We start from the raw sequence: 1,911 nt of genomic DNA on the forward strand, positions 1-1,911 counted from the left end.
TGGACTGCGTGGGTTGTTTTTCGGACAGTGCTTGTTTGTGTTTCAGGCTGCTTTCGTTAAGTTCATGAGTTCGCGTTCGACCTCGTTCGGGGTGCGATACCCTAGGGCTGAGTGAAGGCGGACATGATTATATATCAGCTCGATCCACGAGGCAATATCACTGATCGCTTTACCCTTCGTGGGGTACACCATCCGGTGTACCCTCTCATTCTTGAGTGTGGCGTTGAATGACTCCGCCCACGCATTGTCCCAGCAAACCCCCGTATTCCCCACCGAGGGACGAATCCCATAAGACCTGAGATGATCCAGGAACCTCTGAGACGTGTACTGACTACCTCGGTCTGAATGAAAGACTGTCACGCCCCTGTCAACCGGGCACCTGCGTACCGCCATGTCAATGGCCTGGCGCACCAGGGAGGTGCGCATGTGGTCGGCCATCGCGTAACCCACGACCTTCTTGGTGCAGCAGTCCAGAACGGTCGCAAGATAGATAAACCCAGCCCACGTCCTGACGTAGGTGATATCCCCGCACAGCTTCTTGCCGGGCTCATCTGCGGTGAAGTCCCGCCTGAGCAGGTCCGGGCGCTCGCCCAGGTCCTGGGCCGGCACCGTGGTTCGGACTTTCGCCCGTGGCCCGGCGGCCTGCAGACCCAGGTCACGCATGATGGCGCGGACCGTGGAACCGCCTGCCCGCACACCACGCCGCTCCAGAACCACCTGAATCCGCCGGTACCCGTAGGTGGCATCGGAGTCCTCAAATACCTCCTTGATCATGACGGCCAGCTCCTCCCTCCTGATGGCCGTCTGTGACTGGGGTCGGTCGCGCCAGGAGTAGTACCCTGATTTTGATACCCTGGACCACCGGCACATTGAGGAGATGGGATAGGAGCCTTCTTCGCGGTTGATCAGCTCGTAGCGGTCGGTCACGGTCGTTCTTTGGCGAAGAAGGCAGCTGCTTTTTTCAGGAACTCGTTCTCCTGACGCAGCTCACGGACCTCCGCTCTCAGTTTCGCTATCTCGGCTGACTCAGAGGCCTTCTTGCGGTCCTGGTCGGTGGCGTGCTCTTTTCTGTGCCTGGCGACCCAGTTACCTACCGTCTGGGGGACAAGGTCATACGACGAGGCGACCGAGGAGATGGTGCGTTTCTTCTCGATGACTTCTCGCACCACCTGCTCCTTGAACTCCTCGGAGTATCTCGCTGCTGGCATGGTATCCATCCTATCGACTCACGGGAAAAAACTCCCCCAGTCCGAGAAACACCACGCACCCCAATCTGTCCTTCGACGGGTCTGGCCTTGGTCTTGCGCTTGGATGGTGGCAGTCCTTTGTCTTTGTCGCGTTCTTGGGCTCGTTTGTCCACGGGTGTCGCAGATCGCCAGCTTTCGCCAGCTCAGGTCACCGCCTTATCGGAGGGGAAGTGGCCGCGGTTCATTGGTGATCTTTGCGCAGCTGGTAGCTTGCAGTCTCGATGCTGTTGGTGGAGGGGGTACCTCCCGCGAAGTGGGGGAGAGATGACACGCCTGAGCATCGGCCGGTGAGTCCAGGAAGAGGGGTGAATCGCTCCCAGGCCCGCTCCCAGGTCGTCACCGTCTGAAGGGTGCTTGACGCCGGCTGCGGACAGGACCTGGTTAAAGGCCCGTGAGCGGTAGCAGGCCCCGTTATCGGTCATGACGGCCTGGACGGTGATGCCCAGGTCCTTAAAGAACGCGTTGGCGCGCTGAAAGAACCCGGCAGCGGTCTCCTTGCGCTCATCATCGAGGATCTCGGAGTAGACCAGGCGCGAGTAGTCATCTATCGCGTGGTGGATGTACCGATAGCCTCCGACCGGGCTGCCCCGACAGCGGGTGCGGGTCTTGGCGCGGTCCGCGGCCAGAGCGGGCGCTGAGCCCCGTCCGTGAGCGCGCCAGCCCC

2 protein-coding genes and 1 pseudogene are annotated in these 1,911 nt (G+C 60.6%); all 3 read right to left on the minus strand.

The window, feature by feature from the left end:
• Positions 1-42 precede the first annotated feature (42 nt).
• Positions 43-927, minus strand: a complete 885-nt coding sequence (locus HMPREF0975_RS03940) for an IS3 family transposase (protein ID WP_009232845.1) — start codon at positions 925-927, stop codon at positions 43-45.
• The gene (locus HMPREF0975_RS03945; RefSeq protein ID WP_009232846.1) at positions 924-1,208 is read right to left on the minus strand and encodes a transposase; all 285 of its coding nucleotides are present in this window, start codon (positions 1,206-1,208) and stop codon (positions 924-926) included. The genes HMPREF0975_RS03940 and HMPREF0975_RS03945 overlap by 4 nt, the downstream gene beginning before the upstream one ends.
• A 389-nt stretch (positions 1,209-1,597) precedes the next feature.
• Positions 1,598-1,911, minus strand: a pseudogene (locus tag HMPREF0975_RS16605) (DDE-type integrase/transposase/recombinase); the annotation flags it as partial.

This window comes from Actinomyces sp. oral taxon 849 str. F0330 (genome assembly GCF_000239715.1).
Classification (GTDB): Bacteria; Actinomycetota; Actinomycetes; order Actinomycetales; family Actinomycetaceae; genus Actinomyces; species Actinomyces johnsonii.